The organism is Alcanivorax sp. (assembly GCF_002733835.1).
Classification (GTDB): Bacteria; Pseudomonadota; Gammaproteobacteria; order Pseudomonadales; family Alcanivoracaceae; genus Alcanivorax.
The window spans coordinates 1-18,568 of record NZ_NVWY01000020.1; the positions used below are offsets into that span (position 1 = coordinate 1).

At 59.4% G+C, this 18,568-nt stretch carries 22 protein-coding genes; 16 read left to right on the top strand and 6 right to left on the bottom strand.

The features are described 5' to 3' along the window. The 6 genes from COA55_RS10110 to COA55_RS10135 all read left to right on the top strand — a co-directional run. Nucleotides 1-587, top strand: a 587-nt coding sequence (locus COA55_RS10110) for a DNA-processing protein DprA (RefSeq protein ID WP_290501977.1), incomplete at its 5' end; no start/stop codon positions are given. Nucleotides 588-651: 64 nt separating this feature from the next. After that, a complete protein-coding gene (locus tag COA55_RS10115) occupies nucleotides 652-1,200 on the top strand; it encodes an L-threonylcarbamoyladenylate synthase (protein WP_290501979.1) in 549 nt (182 codons plus the stop codon). A 29-nt stretch (nucleotides 1,201-1,229) separates the two neighbouring features. Then, nucleotides 1,230-2,138 carry an oxygen-dependent coproporphyrinogen oxidase gene (gene hemF, locus COA55_RS10120; protein WP_290501981.1) on the top strand — a complete coding sequence of 303 codons (909 nt, stop codon included), beginning with the start codon at nucleotides 1,230-1,232 and terminating at the stop codon, nucleotides 2,136-2,138. Next, nucleotides 2,135-2,971: a shikimate dehydrogenase gene (gene aroE / locus COA55_RS10125; RefSeq protein ID WP_290501982.1), complete on the top strand. Its 837-nt coding sequence runs from the start codon at nucleotides 2,135-2,137 to the stop codon at nucleotides 2,969-2,971. The genes hemF and aroE overlap by 4 nt, the downstream gene beginning before the upstream one ends. A 24-nt stretch (nucleotides 2,972-2,995) precedes the next feature. Continuing rightward, a complete protein-coding gene (locus tag COA55_RS10130; RefSeq protein ID WP_063520814.1) occupies nucleotides 2,996-3,424 on the top strand; it encodes an ion channel in 429 nt (142 codons plus the stop codon). A gap of 61 nt (nucleotides 3,425-3,485) precedes the next feature. Further along, nucleotides 3,486-4,466, top strand: a complete 981-nt coding sequence (locus COA55_RS10135) for a lipid A deacylase LpxR family protein (protein ID WP_290501983.1) — start codon at nucleotides 3,486-3,488, stop codon at nucleotides 4,464-4,466. 172 nt (nucleotides 4,467-4,638) lie between these two features. On the opposite strand, the gene COA55_RS10140 is transcribed toward COA55_RS10135, so the two are convergent. Further along, nucleotides 4,639-5,175 (bottom strand): gamma carbonic anhydrase family protein, encoded by a 537-nt coding sequence (locus COA55_RS10140; RefSeq protein ID WP_063520812.1) that lies wholly within the window; start codon nucleotides 5,173-5,175, stop codon nucleotides 4,639-4,641. Nucleotides 5,176-5,387: 212 nt separating this feature from the next. Here COA55_RS10140 and prlC point away from each other — a divergent pair, with 212 nt between their 5' ends. Both prlC and COA55_RS10150 read left to right on the top strand, forming a co-directional pair. Beyond that, on the top strand, nucleotides 5,388-7,421 hold the full coding sequence (prlC, locus tag COA55_RS10145) for an oligopeptidase A (RefSeq protein WP_290501984.1): 2,034 nt from the start codon (nucleotides 5,388-5,390) through the stop codon (nucleotides 7,419-7,421). Between the two features lie 78 nt (nucleotides 7,422-7,499). After that, nucleotides 7,500-7,700: a YheV family putative metal-binding protein gene (locus COA55_RS10150; RefSeq protein ID WP_290501986.1), complete on the top strand. Its 201-nt coding sequence runs from the start codon at nucleotides 7,500-7,502 to the stop codon at nucleotides 7,698-7,700. Between the two features lie 191 nt (nucleotides 7,701-7,891). Here COA55_RS10150 and COA55_RS10155 read toward each other — a convergent pair whose 3' ends face one another. Continuing rightward, nucleotides 7,892-8,752 carry a metal-dependent hydrolase gene (locus COA55_RS10155; RefSeq protein WP_290501988.1) on the bottom strand — a complete coding sequence of 287 codons (861 nt, stop codon included), beginning with the start codon at nucleotides 8,750-8,752 and terminating at the stop codon, nucleotides 7,892-7,894. Nucleotides 8,753-8,855: 103 nt separating this feature from the next. Between COA55_RS10155 and COA55_RS10160 the strand changes: the two genes are divergently transcribed. Further along, nucleotides 8,856-9,932 (top strand): AraC family transcriptional regulator, encoded by a 1,077-nt coding sequence (locus tag COA55_RS10160; protein ID WP_290502029.1) that lies wholly within the window; start codon nucleotides 8,856-8,858, stop codon nucleotides 9,930-9,932. A 39-nt stretch (nucleotides 9,933-9,971) separates the two neighbouring features. Further along, nucleotides 9,972-10,922 carry a zinc-binding alcohol dehydrogenase family protein gene (locus COA55_RS10165; RefSeq protein ID WP_290501990.1) on the top strand — a complete coding sequence of 317 codons (951 nt, stop codon included), beginning with the start codon at nucleotides 9,972-9,974 and terminating at the stop codon, nucleotides 10,920-10,922. A 19-nt stretch (nucleotides 10,923-10,941) separates the two neighbouring features. On the opposite strand, the gene COA55_RS10170 is transcribed toward COA55_RS10165, so the two are convergent. Continuing rightward, nucleotides 10,942-12,150 (bottom strand): NAD(P)/FAD-dependent oxidoreductase, encoded by a 1,209-nt coding sequence (locus tag COA55_RS10170; protein ID WP_290501992.1) that lies wholly within the window; start codon nucleotides 12,148-12,150, stop codon nucleotides 10,942-10,944. Nucleotides 12,151-12,286: 136 nt separating this feature from the next. Beyond that, the gene (locus tag COA55_RS10175) at nucleotides 12,287-13,063 is read right to left on the bottom strand and encodes a ferredoxin--NADP reductase (RefSeq protein WP_290501994.1); all 777 of its coding nucleotides are present in this window, start codon (nucleotides 13,061-13,063) and stop codon (nucleotides 12,287-12,289) included. 160 nt (nucleotides 13,064-13,223) lie between these two features. Between COA55_RS10175 and COA55_RS10180 the strand changes: the two genes are divergently transcribed. From COA55_RS10180 to cobS, 3 genes are read left to right on the top strand one after another with little or no spacing between them, the layout of a single operon-like run. Next, nucleotides 13,224-14,108, top strand: coding sequence for a LysR family transcriptional regulator (locus COA55_RS10180; RefSeq protein WP_290501995.1), 885 nt, complete (start codon nucleotides 13,224-13,226; stop codon nucleotides 14,106-14,108). Beyond that, the gene (locus tag COA55_RS10185; protein WP_290501997.1) at nucleotides 14,087-14,620 is read left to right on the top strand and encodes a M23 family metallopeptidase; all 534 of its coding nucleotides are present in this window, start codon (nucleotides 14,087-14,089) and stop codon (nucleotides 14,618-14,620) included. Before COA55_RS10180 ends, COA55_RS10185 begins: the two co-directional genes overlap by 22 nt. A gap of 45 nt (nucleotides 14,621-14,665) precedes the next feature. Next, a complete protein-coding gene (cobS, locus tag COA55_RS10190) occupies nucleotides 14,666-15,445 on the top strand; it encodes an adenosylcobinamide-GDP ribazoletransferase (protein WP_290501999.1) in 780 nt (259 codons plus the stop codon). A gap of 106 nt (nucleotides 15,446-15,551) precedes the next feature. Here the strand turns inward: cobS and COA55_RS10195 are convergent, their stop codons facing one another. Further along, on the bottom strand, nucleotides 15,552-16,364 hold the full coding sequence (locus COA55_RS10195; protein WP_290502001.1) for a DUF3298 and DUF4163 domain-containing protein: 813 nt from the start codon (nucleotides 16,362-16,364) through the stop codon (nucleotides 15,552-15,554). Nucleotides 16,365-16,587: 223 nt separating this feature from the next. Between COA55_RS10195 and COA55_RS10200 the strand changes: the two genes are divergently transcribed. The 3 genes from COA55_RS10200 (at nucleotide 16,588) to COA55_RS10210 (ending at nucleotide 18,099) form a co-directional block, all read left to right on the top strand. Continuing rightward, on the top strand, nucleotides 16,588-17,034 hold the full coding sequence (locus COA55_RS10200) for a YtoQ family protein (protein WP_063538313.1): 447 nt from the start codon (nucleotides 16,588-16,590) through the stop codon (nucleotides 17,032-17,034). Between the two features lie 141 nt (nucleotides 17,035-17,175). After that, nucleotides 17,176-17,640: a hypothetical protein gene (locus COA55_RS10205; RefSeq protein WP_063521675.1), complete on the top strand. Its 465-nt coding sequence runs from the start codon at nucleotides 17,176-17,178 to the stop codon at nucleotides 17,638-17,640. A gap of 96 nt (nucleotides 17,641-17,736) precedes the next feature. Beyond that, on the top strand, nucleotides 17,737-18,099 hold the full coding sequence (locus COA55_RS10210; protein ID WP_063521676.1) for an STAS/SEC14 domain-containing protein: 363 nt from the start codon (nucleotides 17,737-17,739) through the stop codon (nucleotides 18,097-18,099). A 211-nt stretch (nucleotides 18,100-18,310) separates the two neighbouring features. Here the strand turns inward: COA55_RS10210 and COA55_RS10215 are convergent, their stop codons facing one another. Then, nucleotides 18,311-18,538: a hypothetical protein gene (locus tag COA55_RS10215; RefSeq protein ID WP_063521677.1), complete on the bottom strand. Its 228-nt coding sequence runs from the start codon at nucleotides 18,536-18,538 to the stop codon at nucleotides 18,311-18,313. Between the last annotated feature and the right edge of the window lie 30 nt (nucleotides 18,539-18,568).

Genomic DNA, 18,568 nt, shown 5'->3' on the forward strand with positions numbered 1-18,568 from the left:
GGCGCACGGTGGCGGTCATGGGCAGTGGCCCGGATTGTATCTACCCGCCCCGCCATGGCCTGCTGGCCAGCCAGATTGTGGAGAACGGCGGGGCGCTGGTATCGGAATTTGCACCGGGCGCGCGCCCGCTGCCGGCTCAATTTCCCATGCGTAATCGCATTATCAGTGGGCTCAGCCTGGCCACCATTGTGGTGGAGGCAGCCATCAAGAGTGGGTCGCTGATCACTGCACGGACGGCGCTGTCCCAGGGGCGTGAAGTGTTTGCGATTCCGGGCGGTATCCATAATCCACTCAGCAAGGGTTGCCACCAGTTGTTGCGCGATGGCGCCAACTGGCTGGAGTCCGTGGACGATATTTTTCAGGCCTTTGGGGATTTCCAGCGTAGCGTGGAAGCCAGTGGCATTCGTTGCGACCCGCCGGCGCTGCTTGCCCACCTGACCAGTGGCCTGAACTCGCTGGATGCGTTGCAGGAGCGTACCGGGATGCCCATGCCCGAGCTGGCCGGGCAGCTGGCGGATCTGGAGCTGGAGGGCTGGGTGGAACGGGTGGCGGGCGGCTATCTGAAACGCCAGACCAGCGATGTCTGATCGGCAGACTTGAGTCGCCGGGCTGTGCAGGGTAATTTGCCGCTTTTGCTTTCAGGGCGTCGTCATGGACCAGCATCTGCTCAGCGCGGCACAGATTATTCAGGCGGGCGGGGTAATCGCCTACCCTACGGAGTCCGTCTACGGCCTTGGCTGCGACCCGTTCAACCAGGACGCGGTGATGCAGCTGCTGGCCATCAAGCAGCGGCCGGTGAGCAAAGGGCTGATTCTGATTGGTGAAAGCCTGGCGCAGCTGGCGCCGTATCTGCGCCTGAACGACCAGCAGGCGGCCCGGTTGCAGCAGCAATGGCCGGCGCCGGTGACCTATCTGGTTGAGGCCAATGAACATCTGCCCGGCTGGGTGCGCGGGAAGCATAGCAAGGTGGCGGTGCGCGTGCCGGACCATCCGATGGCTCGCCAGCTGTGCCGGCTGGCCGGGCAGCCGATCATTTCCACCAGCGCCAACATCAGCGGCCGCCCGGCAGCGCGCAATCGCTATCAGGTGGCCCGGCAGCTGGGCGATCAACTCGACTTTATTGTCAGCGGCGCCTGTGACCGGGCGAGCAAACCCTCTACCATTATTGATCTGGAAAGCGGGCGCATTTTGCGCCCGTGAACACACCGACCGCATCCGGGGAAAGCACCATGTCAGAGGTTTCACTGCAGGCGGTGAAAGACTACCTGCTGGATCTGCAGGACCGTATCTGCGAGGCACTGGGCGCCGAAGATGGCTCCGCCACCTTCCGTGAAGACAGCTGGGAGCGCGAACAGGGCGGCGGCGGCCGTAGTCGAGTGCTGGAAAATGGCGCGGTGATCGAAAAAGGCGGGGTCAATTTTTCCCATGTGTTTGGCGATCAGTTGCCGCCATCCGCCACGGCCGCCCGTCCCGAATTGGCCGGGCGCAGTTTCCAGGCCATGGGCGTGTCGCTGGTGATCCACCCGAAAAACCCCTATGCACCGACCAGCCACGCCAACGTGCGTTTTTTCGTGGCGGAAAAAGACGGTGAAGACCCGGTGTGGTGGTTTGGCGGCGGGTTCGATCTGACACCCTACTATGGTTTTGAAGAAGACGTTGTGCATTGGCACCAGACGGCCCGCGACGCCTGTGAACCGTTCGGTAGCGAGATCTACCCGGAATTCAAAGCCTGGTGTGATGACTACTTTTATCTCAAGCACCGGGATGAGCCCCGTGGTGTGGGCGGCTTGTTCTTTGACGATCTGAACCGCTTTGATTTCGACACCAGCTTTGCCCTGATGCGCAGTGTGGGCGATGCCTATGTGCCCGCCTATCAGCCGATCCTGGCGCGCCGTAAAGACCACGATTATGGCGAGCGCGAGCGTCAGTTCCAGCTGTACCGTCGCGGCCGTTATGTGGAGTTCAATCTGGTTTACGACCGCGGCACGATTTTTGGTCTGCAATCCGGTGGCCGTACCGAGTCCATCCTGATGTCACTGCCGCCGCTGGTGCGCTGGGACTACGATTACCACCCCGAACCGGACAGTGCCGAGATTGAGCTTTACCAGAAATTTTTGATTCACCGGGAGTGGGTATGACGGCTGAGAAAACCGCGTTAGAAGCTGGGTTGTATTGTGTTTTTGGCAATCCAGTGAATCATTCCCGCTCGCCGGATATTCACCATGCGTTTGCCGCTCAGCGTAGCGACGCTGTGCAGTATGAAAAGCGTGAAGCGCCGTTGGATGATTTTGCCGGCGCGGTTCAGGCTTTTCGGAATGCCGGCGGGTTGGGCGCCAATGTCACGGTACCCTTCAAAGAACAGGCTTTTGCATTGTGCGATGCCATCACCGAGCGAGCCGACCAGGCCGGTGCAGTGAATACCCTGTGGTGGGATGGCGAGCAGTTGCACGGCGATAACACCGATGGCGCCGGGCTGGTGAAAGATATCTGCGACAATCAGGGCTGGAGCATCCGCAAAAAACGGGTGCTGATCCTGGGCGCAGGCGGTGCAGTACGAGGTGTACTGGGTCCGTTGCTGGCGGAAGAGCCCACCTTGTTGCGCATTGCCAACCGAAGCAAAGAGAAAGCGGAAACGCTGGCCGCCAACGTGATGAAAGGCGAAGGGCCGCCGGTGTTGGGCGGCGGCCTGGATAATCTCATGGGCCAGTTCGATTTGGTGATCAATGCCATCTCCGCCGGTTTGCAAGGCGAGATGCCCGCGCTGCCGGATGGCTTGTTGGCAGAGGGCGCGGTGGCTTATGACATGGTCTATGGCAATGAGCCGACACCGTTCCTGCGCTGGGCAAAGCAGCAAGGCGCGGCGGCCACGGCGGACGGGCTGGGTATGCTTGTTGAACAGGCTGCCGAAGCCTTTGAGATCTGGCGTGGCTGGCGCCCGGATACGGCCCCTGTCATGGCCTCGTTGCGCTAGCCTGCCATGAGCGATGGCGCGGTAATGTACGAAGTGGTGTATGCCTCCGTGGTCAGCCTGGCCATGGTGCTGACCACGGTGACGCTGCATTACTGGACGCTGGCGGGGCTGTCTGGCCTGCTTAAACGTTGGCCGGATTTTCGGGGTGAAATCCTGGTGGTTGTTATCGCCATGTTCGCGGCCCATATGGTGGAAATCAGCCTCTATGCCTGGGTGTACCTGCTGCTGGATGTGGGGGACACCGCCATGGGTATTGGTGGGGCGGTGAACGGCAGCTTTCTTGACCACCTGTATTTTTCTGCCGCTTGCTATACCTCTCTGGGGCTGGGGGATCTGTTCCCGGTGGGTACCCTGCGTTTGATTGCCGGGGTGCAAGCACTGAATGGTTTGATACTGATAACCTGGTCTGCGTCGTTTGCGTTTCTGGTGATGCAGCGCCGCTGGCGTTTTTAATCACGTTTCGACGGTATCGTACGTGCTCGGGGCTCTTGAGCCCGTTATCACTGGGTGAAGTATGTCCCTGCGTTTTGTTCTGTTATTAAGCGTTTTTTTACCACTGCCGGTGCTGGCTTCCACGCTGGGTTTCTCCTGGGATAACGACCTGTTCGTCGGTGCTGATGGGCAGTACACCAATGGTGTGCGCATTAGCTGGGTGGGCGATGCCCATGACCATTGCGACAGTAATGGCAGTGTTACCTGTGGTCTGGCGGGCGTGTTGTCACCCTTGCCGGGTATCAGCCTGGATGATGAGAAACATGCCCTGACGCTGAGTCTGGAACAGGTCATGATCACCCCGGCGGATATCAGCCAAAGCGCCCCCAATTACGCGGACTTGCCCTATGCGGGATACAGCAATCTGGAGATGGGTTTGTTCAGCTGGAACGGCGACAGCCTGTTTGGTTACGGCGTGCGCCTGGGGGTGGTCGGCCCGGAGTCCGGGGCGGAGCAAAGCCAGAAACTGGTCCACAAGGTAACCGGCTCCACCGAACCGCAGGGCTGGGATAACCAGCTGGGAACCGACCTGATCGGTGGAGTTTACTTTATTAACGCCCGCCGCTTTCACCAGTTCCAATGGGACTCGGGATTTCAGGGCGAGCTGGGGTATGCCTGGGGCGTGGATGCCAACAACTTCCATGGGACGGCAACGGCGGGCGGGTTTCTCCGGGTGGGCAGAAACCTGCCGCGCAACTTTATTCCCGATTATGCCGGTATCGGCACGACCGGTTCACTGGTGGGCCTGTTCGATGGCAGCGGGTTTGGTTGGGAAGCGTTTGTGGCCAGCTTCGGTGAATACATCGGTTACTCCTACCTGGAACACCATGCCGAAGAATACGATGTGGAAGCCCGCGATGGCGTGTTGGGGTTAGTGTTGGGCGGTGGTGTTCACTGGGACCGTTTTTCGTTCACCCTGACACTGCAAAGTTCCACATCGCCCCTGCGTAGCAGCGATGACACCTTCAGCTTCGGCAATATGTCCTTCATGTGGCAGATCTGAGCTACGAGCTACGAGCTACGAGCTACGAGCTACGAGCTACGAGCTACGAGCTACGAGCTACGAGCTACGAGCTACGAGCTACGAAAAAAGATAGGAAAAACCGGAAAAGTTCCTCGAGATCGGTGATTTTTACAGCCGGTTTAATGTTTTTCTGGCAGCTAGCTGCTCGTCGCTAGCTGCTGCTTTTCAAATACCGGTCTTTCAAGCGCACATAATTCCCCGCCACATAGGGCAAAAAGGCTTTCTCTTCCTCGGTGAGTGGACGCACCTGTCGCGCGGGTTGACCGCGATACAGATAGCCGCTTTCCAGACGTTTGCCCGGCCCGACCAGGGAGCCGGCGGCGACGATGACATCGTCTTCCACGATGGCGCCGTCCATGATGATCGCCTGCATGCCCACCATGACTCGGTTGCCCAGGGTGCAGCCGTGCAGCATGGCCTGGTGAGCGAGGGTCACATCGTCGCCGATCTGCAGCCCGAAGCCGCCGGGGTTGAAGGTGGAGTCGTGGGTAATGTGCAGCACTGCGTTATCCTGAATGCTGACCCGGGCGCCAATGCGGATGGCATGCATGTCGCCACGGATTACCGCCTTCGGCCACACGGAACAATCGTCGCCCAGAGTGACCTCGCCGATCACCGTAGCGTCCTCGTCCACATATACCCGTTTACCCAACTGCGGGGCCTTGTCTTCAAAGCGGCGAATCCCCATCACTGATACACTCGATAGTTCAAATTCATGGTTACAGGGGCACCTTTTGCAGACGCCCGCTCGTATACTGATAGCCATATTGATCTTGCTTGGCGTTTTTCTGCTAAGCAAGTGGCTGATATTCCAGACGCTGTTGCAGCCGGACGATACCGCTCGCCATCGGTTGCCAGCCGCGCAGACACACGCTGAACCCGGAGCAGGACAGGACACCCATGAGCAACAATCCGCTGATTGATTACCCGGCACTTCCTCCTTTTTCACAGATCCAGCCCGAGCATGTACTTCCTGCCGTGGAGCAGCTGGTGGCAGAGGGCCGTGCCCGTATTGAGCAGGTGCTGGCGGAGGGAAACTTCGACTACGCGCATCTGGTACAGGCGCTGGACCAGGAAGATGACCGACTTGGCAAGGCTTTCGGCCCGGCCGGGCATTTGAATGCTGTGGCCCAGAATGAAGCCTTGCGCAATGCCTACAACAGTTGCTTGCCCCTGCTTAGCGAATACGGGACTGAGGTGGGACAAAATGCGGCGCTTTGTGCGGCCTATCAGGCGCTGCGTGACAGCGAACAGTGGTTAACACTGAACGAAGCCCAGCAGAAAGATATCGACAACACCTTGCGTGATTTTCGTTTGTCCGGGGTGGATCTGCCGGAGGAAAAGAAAGCGCAATATATGGCGAACTCCAAGCGCTTGTCTGAACTGACCAGTAAATTCTCGGACAACGCCCTTGATGCTACCCAGGCGTGGAGCAAGCACATCACCGATGAAAACGAACTCGATGGCTTGCCCGACAGCGCCAAGGCCGGTGCTGCTGATCGCGCCAAAGCCGACGAAAAAGACGGCTGGCTACTGACCCTGGATGCCCCGGTATTTATTGCGGTGATGAGCCACTGTAAAAACGCAGAATTGCGCAAGGAAATGTACACCGCCTGGACCACCAAGGCTTCTGATCAGGGGCCGCAGGCGGGCCAGTTTGATAATGCGGCGATCATGGATGAGATCCTTGCGCTGCGGCACAAGCAGGCTCAATTGCTGGGCTTCGCCAATTACGCGGAAGAATCCCTGGCCACCAAAATGGCGCGGGATGTGAATGAGGTCGTACAGTTTCTCGAAGACCTGGCCCGCCGCGCCAAGCCCCAGGCGGAACAGGAGCTGGCAGAACTGAAAGCCTTTGCGGCGGAGCAAGGCGCCGGTGATTTAAACCCCTGGGATATCGGTTTCTGGAGCGAACGTTTGCGTGAAGCACGCTACGATATTTCCGAAGAAGAGCTGCGCCCCTGGTTCCCGGCGGACACGGTTATCAATGGCATGTTTTCTGTAGTTGGCAAGTTGTTCGGCATTCAGTTCAAACAACGAAAAGACGTGGATACCTGGCACGAGGATGTGCGCTTCTACGAATTGGTGGATGATGATGGCAGTGTACGTGCGGCTTTCTATCTGGACATGTATGCCCGCACCGGGAAACGCGGTGGCGCCTGGATGGACGATGCGCGTATTCGTCGCCGCCAGCCCGACGGCAGCCTGCAAACCCCGGTCGCCTACCTGACCTGTAACTTTGCACCGCCCGCCGGTGGCAAGCCGGGCCTGTTGACCCACGACGAAGTGGTCACCCTGTTCCATGAATTCGGCCATGGCCTGCACCACATGCTGACCGAGCAAGACGTGTCCGGTATTTCCGGAATTAATGGCGTGGCCTGGGATGCGGTGGAACTGCCCAGCCAGTTTCTGGAAAACTGGTGCTGGACCGAGGAAGGCATCGCGCTGATTTCCGGCCATTACCAAACCGGTGAGCCGCTGCCGAAAGAAAAACTGGAAAAGATGCTTGCCGCGAAAAACTTTCAGTGTGCCATGCAGATGGTGCGGCAAATCGAATTTTCCCTGTTCGATATGCGAATCCACGCGGAGTATCAACCGGGCCTGAATATTTATCAGGTATTGAATGAAGTGCGCGAACAGGTGGCGGTTATTCAACCGCCCGCCTTTAACCGTTTCCCCAACAGCTTCGGGCATATTTTTGCCGGCGGTTATGCGGCGGGTTACTACAGCTACAAGTGGGCAGAAGTCCTATCGGCAGATGCCTATTCCCGCTTTGAAGAAGAAGGCGAGTTCAACGAAGAAACCGGCCGCGCGTTCCGCACGGAAATTCTCGCCAAGGGCGGCAGCCGCGAACCCATGGAATTGTTCAAGGCATTCCGTGGCCGCGAGCCCAGCGTGGAGCCACTGCTGCGTCATTGCGGTATTAATGGATAAAACGCTTGATGCCAAACGCCCGATGCCCGACGGCAATGTGTCCGGCATCGGGTGTTTGCCGTTAAGCGGAGGAATGTTATGAAACGCCAGTTTATTGCCGGGGCAACCTGCCCGGAATGTGGGCAGATGGACAAGATACAGCGCATTATCGATGGCGACAGCCAGTGGATGGAATGTGTGGCCTGCGGGGCGAAAAAAAGTCTGGACGACAAGCCGCCAGCGGAAGCCACCGATGCACTGGCCCAACCAGTGACCCTGCAGCCTGGCCCCAAAAAATAGATTGTTCCCGCTATTTTACAATGGACGAAGCGCTAATGCGCTTCGTCACCTCTGATCCTGCTTCAAGTTAATGCCCGTAGTGCCTGGATCTAAGTCAGCAGCCTTGCCGCTTTATCTCACCACGCAACCCTTCCCGGGGTTGTGATTTCAAGCGTCAGGCATCCGGCGTTGGGCATTCGGCAAAGCAGATATCAGGCCCAGTCACCCAGCCATTTTTTCTTCGCCTTTTCCACCAGATCGCGGGCATCGTGTTGCCACGGGTGGAAGCGCGGGCTGTAGAACTTGAAGTAGGACGGTAGCAGTTTGCGGAATACGCCGGGTTTGCCCCACATGTAATTGAGGCCGCCCAGCCAGGATTTCACATTGGTCAGCTCGCCCTGTTCCTTCATCAGCTGTGCCAGATGCAGGGTAGAAAACAGCGGGAATAAAACGCTGACCAGTGCCATTTCCGTGACGCGGGTGAATTCGCTGCCGCCGATGTGTTTGTACACATCAAACGCCACGGCCTTGTGCTCGGATTCTTCAATGGCATGCCAGGCCCAGATCGGTGCCATGCGCGGATCCATTTCATCCAGGGCGTCATATTTGAGCAGGAATTCTTCCGCCATCAGTGCGGTGAAATGCTCCACGGCCACGGTGTGCGCCAGTTGCCGCTCCGGTGACAGATTCTTGCGCATCCAGTCCATGAAGCCCTGAATTTCACGATCCAGACGGCCAAGGCCGACGCCCCGTTCTTCCAGATAGCCATTGAGCAGCTTGTGTTCCTTGGAGTGATGGGCTTCCTGGCCGATAAAGGCGCGCACGGCTTTCTTCAGCTCCGGATCGCTAATGCGGTCCTGGTAATGCCGCACGGAATCAATGAAGAATCGCTCCCCGGCGGGGAAGCTGGCGGACAGGGCGCCCAGCAACAGGGTTTTTAGCGGGTCATTATCCCACCAGTATTTGGGCACATCGTCCGCCAGGTCGAAGTCCGGCTGGCGGACGGTGGGGATAACCATGGTCGGGCGGGCAGCGGTCGGATTGTTATGAAGCTGTTTTGCCGGTGCATTCATTTTGAGCCTCCTGGCGAAAAGGATACGTTGATGCTTGGCCCATACGGTACTGGTGAGCGCCAGGAGTGCGTGAGATGCTGGGCGGACAAAGCACTTGTCATTGGTGGCCAAATTGTCTGAATCCTTCCCCCTGATCGACTGGAGCCGTTTCCCTGACTGGACCCGCCAGCGCAGCCAGGCGGTGACCTATGTGCGCATGTTTGTGGAGGTGGCGACGCAGCGAGGTGTCTCCCGCGAGACCTTGCTGTCCACTGCGGGAGTGCCTGCAGCATTGCTGGAGGACCCATCCGGGCGGGTGTCCCTGCAGGAGACGGTACAGGTGTTTGCGGCCGCTGCCGCGCTGACCGGTGACGCTGCCATTGGCCTGGAGGTGGGGCAGCGAATGCCGCTCACGGCCCATGGCAGCCTGGGTTATGTGCTTATGTGTGCGAGCAGTGCCCGCGAGGCCATTGGTCTGCTGGAGCGGTTCTGGCACCTGCGGGGTCGCAGTGTGGTTCTCAGCGTAAAGGAGGAGCGCGGCGGGCTGTTCTTCGAGTTGGTGCCGGAAGTGGTGTTGCCCGCTGCGGTGCGTGATGTGCTGCTCAGTTCCATGCTGGGCAGCATGGCCAGTGGCATGCAGTTTATTCTTCCTGACTTGTCGTTGGTGCCGGAAATCTGGCTGCAGGGCGAGCCGCCAACCTCTGGCCGTGCCATGGATGACGCGGCGGTGCCTGTGCGTTATCGCCAGGCACGGGCAGGCATCTGGGCGCCGGAAGCGGTGCAGTGGCTGGATAGCCCGCTGCCTACCGCCAATCCGGAAGCGCTGAGTCATGCCCTGGCCCAGTGTGAGCGGGAAAGCGCCTTGATGGCCCCCGGTGATACCTTGCTGCGTCAGGTGCGTGAGCTTTTGGTGCTGGGTGCGCACGGCTATCCGGCCCCGGAGCAGCTTGCCGAGCGCCTGCATCTGACGCCCCGCACGTTGCGGCGCCGGTTGCAGGAACGGGGGCAGGGGTTCCAGTCGTTGCTGGAAGAAGCCCGATATCGGGACAGCCGCCACCTGCTGGCCAGTTCCGATATGGAAATTCAGCGTATCAGTGAGCTACTGGGCTTTGCCGACCCGGCCAATTTTACCCGTGCGTTCAAGGGCTGGATGGGCATGACACCCAGCCAGTGGCGCTCTCAGCATGCGGAGAAGGATTGATTCAATCGTGTTATCGCGCACGAAATTTCGGAGAGTCTCATGAAAGCAGTCGTGGTGAATGAATTTGATCAGGCGCCGGTGTGGACGGACTTTACGGCGCCGGAGGCCCGCGAGGGCGAGGTGCTGGTTCGCCCTTGTGCGGCGGCGATCAGTCAGCTTGTGCGGGCTCAGGCGGCTGGCCGTCACTATAGCAGCGGCAAAACCCTGCCATTGGTGCCTGGCGCAGACGGGGTGGGGCACTTGCCGGATGGGCAGCGTGTGTATTTTGCGTTTTCCCGGGCCCCGGTGGGGGCTATGGCCGAAGAGGTGGCGGTGGATGCACAGCAATGTGTGGCGGTGCCCGCTGCAGTGGATGATGTGACGGCGGCGGCCATTGCCAACCCGGGCATGTCCTCTTGGGTAGCGTTGATGCTGCGTGCCAATTTTCAGGCAGGGGAATCGGTGCTTATCAACGGTGCGGCGGGCGCGTCCGGGCGGTTGGCGATTCAGATTGCGCGGCATCTAGGGGCGGGCCGGATTGTGGCTACAGCCCGTAACCCGGAGCACGAAACGACATTAAGGGGCTTGGGCGCGGATGCGTTTATTGCTCTGAATCAACCGGAGGAGGTGCTCACTGATGCCTTTGTTGGCGAGATAGCCGCTAACGGGGTGGATGTGGTGCTTGATTACCTGTGGGGGCCACCGGCGGGATGCCTGCTCAATGCCATTGCCCGTGAAACCGCCGCCGCGCGCTTTGTGAATATTGGTTCCATGGCGGGGATGGCATTGCCGTTGTCTGCCGGAGCATTGCGCAGTACCGACCTGACCCTTATGGGCAGTGGGCTGGGCAGTGTCAGCAAGATAGAGCTGGTGCAGGCGGTGGGACAGGTGTTGGCGGCGGTCACGTTGGCAGGTCTGCAGGTTGATGCAGTGGCGGTGCCCGCCAGCCAGGTGGCGCAGGCCTGGCAAAGCGCGACAACCCAGCGGCAGGTGCTGACCTTTAGCGGTTAATCTGGTTTCCGGTGCGACCTTAACGCAGCAAACCGGTTTTCAGGCCGGCGATGGTTTTTGCCATTTGCAGCCGCATCCAGGGCAGGTGGCTCAGCAGTGGAAACAGAATATCGCGGCCGGTGGCGACGACACGACTGTGCGACTGAAAGGCCGGTGTCAGCCAGCGGCTCATGCGTTGGTAAAAGCGAATCTGCGGGCCGCGTTGCTGGTGATAATGCCTCCAGACCTGATGCCAGTTATCCGATTGCTGCATGGCGTCGCTCAGAGCCCAGGCGTCCAGCAAGGCCATGTTCGCGCCCTGGCCCAGTTGCGGGCTCATGGCGTGGGCGGCATCACCAATCACGCCCAGCCGGTTGTCTCCCCATTTCGACATGATCACATCGCGGTAGGTGGCCGGGGTTAGCTGCTGCGCCTGGGTCAGTGGTGTCAGTACCTCGTCCAGTTGCGGCCAGAAGGTATGCAGTGCGCCGCGCCATTTTTCAAAAGGTGAGGCGGCAAAGTCCGGTTGTTGCCATTGGGCGATCTCGGTGACCGGCAGGCTCCAGAAAAAGCTGGCTAGCGGTGTCTCCGGCTGGTCCGGGCGGCTGCCGGTGGGCAGAATGCCGGCCATGGCGCTGGCCCGGTGATAGCGCTGCTGCAGCAGAGGCACGTCAAAGGGGGCGGCCATGGGCAGCATGGCCCACATGGCGCCCCACGGGTACAGGCGATCGTAGCGCGTCCAGGCTGCTGGTCGCAGCTGGCTGTGGCTGCCGTTGGCGATCAGCACCGCATCGAAGGCAAGCACCTCGGTACGCTGGTTTTTTTCGAGGGTGACCAGGGTTTGGTGTGCCTGAGAGTCTACGGTGAGCACGGTACAACCCATGCGGCGTTGATGCGGCAGGGTTTGCAGGTGGCTGTCCAGCACATGACAGAGGCTGGCCCGGTGGATGCCCAGGCCGTGGGTCTGCGCGCCAAGGGGGCGGTAATGGCTGTTCATGATGGCGCGCCCGGAACAGGTGTGTCCCACCAGGGCATTGATATGCGCGCCGTAACGGCACATGGACTGATAGAGCCCCATGCGGCGGAGGACGCTGAGTCCGGCGGGCTGTAACAGCAAGCCGGCACCCACCGGTTCCAGGGCGGGGGCCCGTTCTATCAGCGTGACGGTGTGGCCCTGTTGGGCCAACAACGCCGCAGTTGCGAGCCCGGCGGTACCGGCCCCGATGATGGCAATGGATTGTGGTTGCACAGCTGGAACATTCCTTTCCCCGAGAAGGCTAGTGGAGAGTAGCAGACTGGGTTGCAGAGAGACGGGCACAGATAAAAAAAACGGGCCGCGAAAGCGGCCCGTTAGCGTGTTGCATGCAGCGTGAAACGTGTTGCGTCTATTTCTCCACAAACGCCCGTTCAATCACGTACTCACCCAACACCCCGCCTCGGGTTTCCTTGAAACCCCAGTTGTCGAGGATCTCGGTGGTGTCCTTAAGCATGGCCGGGCTACCGCAGAGCATGAAGCGGTCGTTTTCCAGGCTCGGGGTGGGCAGGCCCAGGTCCGCGAAGATCTTGCCGCTGGTCATCAGGTCGGTGAGGCGCCCTTCGTTGCGGAACGGCTCACGGGTCACTGTGGGGTAGTAAAGCAGCTTGCCTTTCACGAATTCGCCGAAGAATTCGTTGTTGGGCAGTTCATTCTCGATGGTGTCCTGGTAGGCCAGCTCGGACACGTGGCGTACACCGTGAGTCAAGATCACCCGGTCGAACTGGTCGTAGACTTCCGGGTCCTTGATGATGCTCATGAACGGCGCCAGGCCGGTGCCGGTGGACAGCAGCCACAGGTTCTTGCCCGGCAGCAGGTGGTCGGCCACCAGGGTGCCGGTGGGTTTGCGGCTCACGTAGATTTTGTCGCCCGGCTGGATGTTCTGCAGCTGGGAAGTCAGGGGGCCGTCCTGCACCTTGATGCTGAAGAATTCCAGTTCTTCCTCGTAATTGGCACTGGCAATGGAATAGGCGCGCAGCAACGGGCGACCGTTGTCCTGCTCCAGGCCAATCATGGTGAAGTGTCCGTTCTTGAAACGAAAACCCGGGTCCCGGCTGGTGGTAAAGCTGAACAGGGTATCGTTCCAGTGGCGAACGCTTTTGACGGTTTCGGTATTCAAATTAGACATAGTTAAATCAGCGCTTATTCCAAAATTCCAGGTGGTGGAAATTTAACCGAATGGCATTTATCGGTAAAATGGGTTATTCCGATAGTTGATATCGAGCAAGCCGATATCGTGCACTGCACACAGTTAATAATGATTATCATTTAATCATGGATAGGTGGTCATGCGCTACACCCTCAGGCAACTGGAAGTCTTTCTTGCCATTGCCCACTTTGAAAATGTGAGCCATGCGGCCAATCACCTGAGCATGTCCCAGTCGGCGGCATCCGGGGCGTTGAAAGAGCTGGAAGGGCTTTACGATGTGAAGTTCTTTGAGCGGGCCGGCAAGCGGCTGAAACTCAATGAGCTGGGCCGGCAGTTCTGGCCGCGGGCGGAAGCGCTGCTGGCCCAGGCCCGGGAGCTGGAAGCGGACCTGCAGTCCCACCGGGATCTGGGGCGCTTGAATGTGGGCGCCACCCTGACCATCGGCAATTACCTGGCGGTGGCGATCATGGCGGAGTATATGGCTCAGCAGCCGGGTGCGCGGGTGCATCTGGAAGTGGCCAACACCCGCTCGATTGTGGATCGGGTGCTCACCTTTGAGCTGGATCTGGGGCTTATCGAGGGCGAGCTGAACCACCCGGACCTGGAGTTGTTGCCCTGGCGCGAGGATGAGCTGGTGGTGTTTTGTAGCCCGGAGCATGCGCTGGCAAGTAAGGGAGCGCTGACTGACGACGATTTGCGGGCGGCGCACTGGATTGTTCGTGAGTCGGGTTCTGGTACCCGGCAGACCTTCGAGCGGGCCCTGCACGGGCTGGTGCCCGAGCTGGACCTGGCCCTGGAGCTGGAGCATACCGAGGCGATCAAACGGGCGGTGGAAACCGGCCTGGGCATCAGTTGCCTGTCGCGGGTGTGTTTGCAGGAGGCGTTCAAGCGGGGCTCGCTGGTGGAGCTGGCGGTGCCGCACCGGGATTTCAGCCGGGAATTCTATTTTGTGCTGCATCGCCAGAAGTACCGCAGCCCTGGCATTGAGAGGTGGCTGGAATTATGTCGCGAATCCGTACTGTAATTCGTCGCGGCCTGTGGCTGCTGCTGTTTTTGCTGGTGGCAGGCTTGCTGCTGCCGGAGGCCCGGCAGGTGCCGGTGCAGGGCGCAGACCGTAATGACTGGCACCCGCAGACTTTCTGGTATCACCCCTGGGGCAAGTCCGGGGTCCACAAGGGCGTGGATATCTTTGCTGATGCGGGGACGCCGGTGATCGCCAGCAGTGGCGGGCTGGTGCTGTATCGCGGGGAGCTGTCGCGGGGCGGCAAGGTGGTGCTGATGTTGGGGCCAAAATGGCGGCTGCACTATTATGCCCATTTGCAGGACATCGCCGACAGTGGCATTTGGCTGGGGGCGGGCGCGCCGGTGGGCACCGTGGAGGACAGTGGCAATGCGGCGGGCAAGCCGCCGCATCTGCACTATTCCCTGGTGAGTCTGTTGCCGCTGTTCTGGCGGGCCGACGAGGCGCCGCAGGGCTGGAAGAAGATGTTCTTCCTGGACCCCACGACGCATTTTGTGATCAGGCCGGGGGCCTGATGCCGTCAATGTTCTCCGCGAGGCCTATCGACAGCAGGATGTTTGATGACACAACAAGCGGACAATAACCGTTCTCTTCAGCGCTGTATTCAAGATGAATGGCAGGCGTTCTGGCTGGCGGTGGGGTTTCTGACCCGCGTGCCCATGCTGGTGCGCATTGATTACAGCCAGACACTGATGAACCGTTCCAGTGTGTATTTTCCGCTGGTGGGCTTGCTGTTGGGGGTGGTGTACGCGGCGCTGTTCGTGTTGCTGGACGGATTCTGGAATACCGGGATCAGTGTGGCCCTGGTGCTGGCATTTCACCTGTGGATCACCGGGGCTTTCCACGAAGACGGACTGGCAGACAGTGTGGATGCGCTGGGTGGTGGTTATACCGTGGCACGCCGTCTGGAAATCATGAAGGACAGCCGTATCGGCACCTATGGGGCGGTGGCGTTGATCATGGCGCTGGGTTTGAAGGGATTGTTGCTGGCGGACGCGAATTCCGTTTGGCTGGCCCTGTTGCTGAGCCCGGTAATCAGCCGTTTAACGCCGCTGTGGTTAATGCGGTTTCTACCGTATGTGACCGACCCGGACACCAGTAAAAGCAAACCGGTGGCGGAAGGCTTCAGCGCAAAACGCCTGGCTGTCGCTACCGCGATGACGGTGACAGTGGCGGCCTTAGCCGGAGCGCTGGTGCCGGCGATATTGTCCGTTGCAGTGGTGGCGTTGTTGTGGGGTGGGTATCTGTGGCGGCAGTTGCGGGGTTATACCGGCGATGCGTTGGGCGCCAGCGTGATTCTGGCGGAGCTGGTGTTTCTGTTGGCGTTGGTGGCTGCGTAGGAGGGGGAAACCGTTGTGAGTGACGAGAAGCGAGTTTCAAAAGGCAAAAACATGAGCGCCTGGCTGTTTTGATCTTCGCTCTTCGAAACTCGCGTCTCGTAACTTGTCACTGCTGTGGCAAATATTGCCCGCGCACAATGCCTTCCAGCTCCGCATAGGGAATCGTCAGGGTAGGCTGGCCCATGGCGTAGGGCGCGATGTGGTACACGTTGTATTGCAGCACCATCCCTTTGTCACTGAAGAAGACGTTATCGGTCTTGTCGAACGGCCAGCTGTCACGGAAAGCCTGGTCCAGGTTTTCCTCGTCCAGCCAGGCGGTGTGTTGTTCGCGGGCTTTTTCCCAGAAGGCAGACTGTTGGCCGGGCACCAGCAGGTCGCCCGGTTTTATGCTTTGCTGTTTGGCCAGGTCCCAGTGAAAGTACTGCACGCTGGGCAGGCCGTGGGCACCGCCGGTGTATTCATAGGTTTCCATGGACAGGGTTACCAGGTCGCCGCGTCGGCCCTGTTTTTTCACCGTGGCATTGAGCTCCCAGCCCTGCTCCGAGGCCATGGCCATGTCGGACGCATCTTGCAGAAACGCATCGGCCAGCCCTTCGATGGTGCCATCGTGGGTGGCGTTGCCTTCATCCTGAATCAGCATGGTGGCCAGCTGCTGGGTGATGGCGTCGTTCAGTGCGGGCTGGTTCTCGAAGGTAAGCCATTGCAGGTCCACTTTCGGGCAGCCGTCAGCGTCACACTGCTCATCGGTTTTATTCAGGGTATGGACGATGCGCACCAGCGTTTCCGGGGCGGTACCGGTTTGTGCAGCGTCGATCTTGTCGGTGGAGGCCGGTTTGTCAGCGGGCTTTGCCGGCGCGTCCGGGTCGTCGCAGCCTGCCAGCAGCGCGGTGGCGAGCAGGAGCAAAAATGTCATACGCATGGCATACCCTTCCTGAAATCAATGATAACGAATGGAGGCATTTAACGGCAGCCTCCGCCACGGTTCAAGGTGCAATGGGATTAACTTGGCTGCAGCGTTCTGTACGGAGGTTTTTTCATTTAGCGTCAGGCATCAGGCGTTGAAGGTGCGGCGCTCGGAAGGTGGCTTTTGCAATCCGGCGGGCCTATCCTGCCGTTTTTCAGAATCAATCGGGAGAATCACCATGAGTTTCTGGACCGTTTACCTTTCCGGGGAAATTCACACCGACTGGCGCGAGCGCATCGTGCAGGGTTGCGCCGAGAAAGAGCTGGATATCGAATTCAGCAGCCCGGTGACGGACCACGAGGCCAGCGACAAGGTGGGGGTGAATATTCTCGGTGCGGAAGACAAGCGTTTCTGGGAAGACCGCCTGGGGGCCGGCATCAATGGTATCCGCACCCGCAAGCTGATTGACGAGGCGGACCTTGTGGTGGTGCGTTTTGGTCCCAAGTATAAGCAATGGAATGCGGCATTTGATGCCGGCTACACGGCGGCGTTGGGCACACCGATGATCATTTTGCACGATGAAGAGCACGATCATCCGTTGAAAGAGGTGGATGCCGCCGCCGATGCGGTAGCGCGCACCCCGGAGCAGGTGGTGGAGATGCTGGCGTATATTCTCAACGCATGAATTCCCGGGTAAAACGGGGCATTCTGGCCTCGTTTTACGGCTTTTTGCATCATCGGGGGAGCGTTTTGCCGTCTGACTTGTCACATTCCAGTACAGGCATAGCCAGATTTGGCACAAAAGGCAAAACAAGGAGTTGTCCCGATGACACACCGATTATTGGCCGCCGCCACCCTTATGCTGGTGACCACCGCCACGGCGTGGGCAGAGACGGAAGGCGTTCCCAACGTGAAAACGCCGGAACCGGAAAAAGTGGAAACCCAGATGGAAGAAACGCTGGACGATATCCAGAATTATTCCGTGGAACAGAAAAACCAGGCCATGCGCGTGGCGCGTCACGCCATCGATGACCTGAATCAGCAGATCACCCTGCTACAAGGCGACATCAACAGCCAGTGGCGCGATCTGTCCCAGGATGCTCGCCTGCAGAAACAGGAGGCGCTGACCGCCCTGAAAGAGCAACAAGCCCAGCTGGAAACCCGCTATCAGGCCCTGCAGAATGCAGGTGAGGACAATTGGGATGCGGCCAAGCTGAAATTCCAGCAGAGCTGGGAAGCCGCCAAGCAGGGTTGGCAAAGCCTGACGGCTCCCGCGCCGGAACAGGAATAGCGGCCCCTGGCAGAGGCCATTGCAGCAGACACAACGACGTGTCTGAGCGTGCGCCGCTTCGCAGCGAAGCCGGCGCACAGGGACGGGAGACGGACCATGCTGACGTTGATTCCTTTCGATGACGACCGGGTTGTGGGTGCGCGTATCTCTGGCAAGATCACTCGCGGAGAATTCGATTCTGTGACCGCGGCGCTGGAAGCCGCCCTGCAAAAGCATGAAACGGTACGCTTCTATGCAGAGATGGAAACCTTTGGCGGGGTCTCCATGGATGTGCTGTTTCAGGACCTGAAGTTCGGCCTTGCCCACTGGAAGCACTTCGAGCGCGAAGCGGTGGTCACCGACAAGGACTGGATGCGCCGCCTCTCGGTACTGGCGGACAAGCTGCTGCCGTCCATTGATGTGAAAGTGTTCCCCAGCGATGACGTGGATGCCGCCAAGGCCTGGATCTGCGAGCCCTGATTGTTACCCTTCCTGCGCGAGCCACTACTTCCACTCCCTGGGCCGCTCCAGAATCCTTTGTGCGGTCACACTGTGTCGGTTGTTCAGAAAACGTGTCAGTTATGAGTGCGCATCGAGGCGTGGCGGAACGTCACAATGACCGAAAGCATCGGTAGCGGGCAGAAACGGACAAGGGCAGGAATAACAAAAGAGAGGCGAGCGGTGGAGCAAGTCAGGCGGGGAGGGCGTGGTCGGTAAGGTGGTAAGCCGAGGAAGGGCCGTGTGGCCCTTCGTCGCCGGTTGAATGTGTATCGTCTTGCCAGTCATCGTATTCGTTCAACGCCTGGCCGGTGGTCATGCGTGGACGCAGGGTGTTGCGGGCTTCCTGGTGGACGCCGCCTTTTCGCATTAGCGGGTCCATGGCTGCCCAGTTGTGCATGGGCTTGGGGCCTTTGGCCATCGATCTTCCTTATGGTGAGTCACTGTTCGC

Excerpts from the sequence above, each read along its gene's own strand:
- COA55_RS10210 (WP_063521676.1), top strand. The coding sequence starts at position 17,737 with ATGCTGACGTTGATTCCTTTCGATGACGACCGGGTTGTGGGTGCGCGT.
- COA55_RS10200 (WP_063538313.1), top strand. The coding sequence starts at position 16,588 with ATGAGTTTCTGGACCGTTTACCTTTCCGGGGAAATTCACACCGACTGG.
- hemF (WP_290501981.1), top strand. The coding sequence starts at position 1,230 with ATGTCAGAGGTTTCACTGCAGGCGGTGAAAGACTACCTGCTGGATCTG.
- COA55_RS10195 (WP_290502001.1), bottom strand. The coding sequence starts at position 16,364 with ATGCGTATGACATTTTTGCTCCTGCTCGCCACCGCGCTGCTGGCAGGC.
- COA55_RS10140 (WP_063520812.1), bottom strand. The coding sequence starts at position 5,175 with ATGGGGATTCGCCGCTTTGAAGACAAGGCCCCGCAGTTGGGTAAACGG.
- COA55_RS10130 (WP_063520814.1), top strand. The coding sequence starts at position 2,996 with ATGTACGAAGTGGTGTATGCCTCCGTGGTCAGCCTGGCCATGGTGCTG.
- COA55_RS10165 (WP_290501990.1), top strand. The coding sequence starts at position 9,972 with ATGAAAGCAGTCGTGGTGAATGAATTTGATCAGGCGCCGGTGTGGACG.
- COA55_RS10175 (WP_290501994.1), bottom strand. The coding sequence starts at position 13,063 with ATGTCTAATTTGAATACCGAAACCGTCAAAAGCGTTCGCCACTGGAAC.
- prlC (WP_290501984.1), top strand. The coding sequence starts at position 5,388 with ATGAGCAACAATCCGCTGATTGATTACCCGGCACTTCCTCCTTTTTCA.
- cobS (WP_290501999.1), top strand. The coding sequence starts at position 14,666 with ATGACACAACAAGCGGACAATAACCGTTCTCTTCAGCGCTGTATTCAA.
- aroE (WP_290501982.1), top strand. The coding sequence starts at position 2,135 with ATGACGGCTGAGAAAACCGCGTTAGAAGCTGGGTTGTATTGTGTTTTT.
- COA55_RS10150 (WP_290501986.1), top strand. The coding sequence starts at position 7,500 with ATGAAACGCCAGTTTATTGCCGGGGCAACCTGCCCGGAATGTGGGCAG.
- COA55_RS10205 (WP_063521675.1), top strand. The coding sequence starts at position 17,176 with ATGACACACCGATTATTGGCCGCCGCCACCCTTATGCTGGTGACCACC.
- COA55_RS10155 (WP_290501988.1), bottom strand. The coding sequence starts at position 8,752 with ATGAATGCACCGGCAAAACAGCTTCATAACAATCCGACCGCTGCCCGC.
- COA55_RS10185 (WP_290501997.1), top strand. The coding sequence starts at position 14,087 with ATGTCGCGAATCCGTACTGTAATTCGTCGCGGCCTGTGGCTGCTGCTG.
- COA55_RS10215 (WP_063521677.1), bottom strand. The coding sequence starts at position 18,538 with ATGGCCAAAGGCCCCAAGCCCATGCACAACTGGGCAGCCATGGACCCG.
- COA55_RS10180 (WP_290501995.1), top strand. The coding sequence starts at position 13,224 with ATGCGCTACACCCTCAGGCAACTGGAAGTCTTTCTTGCCATTGCCCAC.
- COA55_RS10135 (WP_290501983.1), top strand. The coding sequence starts at position 3,486 with ATGTCCCTGCGTTTTGTTCTGTTATTAAGCGTTTTTTTACCACTGCCG.
- COA55_RS10115 (WP_290501979.1), top strand. The coding sequence starts at position 652 with ATGGACCAGCATCTGCTCAGCGCGGCACAGATTATTCAGGCGGGCGGG.